At 60.4% G+C, this 452-nt stretch carries 1 pseudogene; it reads right to left on the minus strand.

Annotated elements, in window-relative coordinates:
- A pseudogene (locus HMPREF2975_RS12460) lies at positions 1–452 on the minus strand (hypothetical protein); the annotation flags it as partial.

Here is a 452-nt window from a genome sequence, read left to right on the forward strand (position 1 = left end):
AGTGTGACGGTTTGGTGGGGTGATTCGTTTTGCCATGAGTGTGTGTGCACCATGTTGGGGTAGGGGTTTCCTGGGGTGGTGGTGATCAGTGGTGGGGTGTGGTCGTTGAAGTCGAATGTGTAGGTGGAGGCGTGAAGGGTGAGGGTGACGGTGTGGTTGAAGACGGTGAGGGTGTGGGTTTGGGTGGGGGTGGCGGCGTAGATGTTGGAGGGTACTTCGGTGAAGGCGTGTTGGTGTGGTTGGATGGTCAGGCCTGCGCCGCGTAGGGTGATGGTGTTCAGGGCTGTGCGCACGATGGTGTCGGTTGACGGAGTGGCGGGCTGGTCTGGTCCTTTTCCTTCAGGTTTTTCTGTTGGTGGTGGGGTGCATTTGTCTGCTGGTGTGGCGCCGGCTGTGCCGGTGCCGATCTTGCAGCGCACCTGCCAGCCCGGTACACGAAACCCACCAACCGG

Source organism: Actinomyces sp. HMSC065F12 (genome assembly GCF_001814535.1).
In the GTDB taxonomy this organism is placed as follows: Bacteria; Actinomycetota; Actinomycetes; order Actinomycetales; family Actinomycetaceae; genus Pauljensenia; species Pauljensenia radingae_A.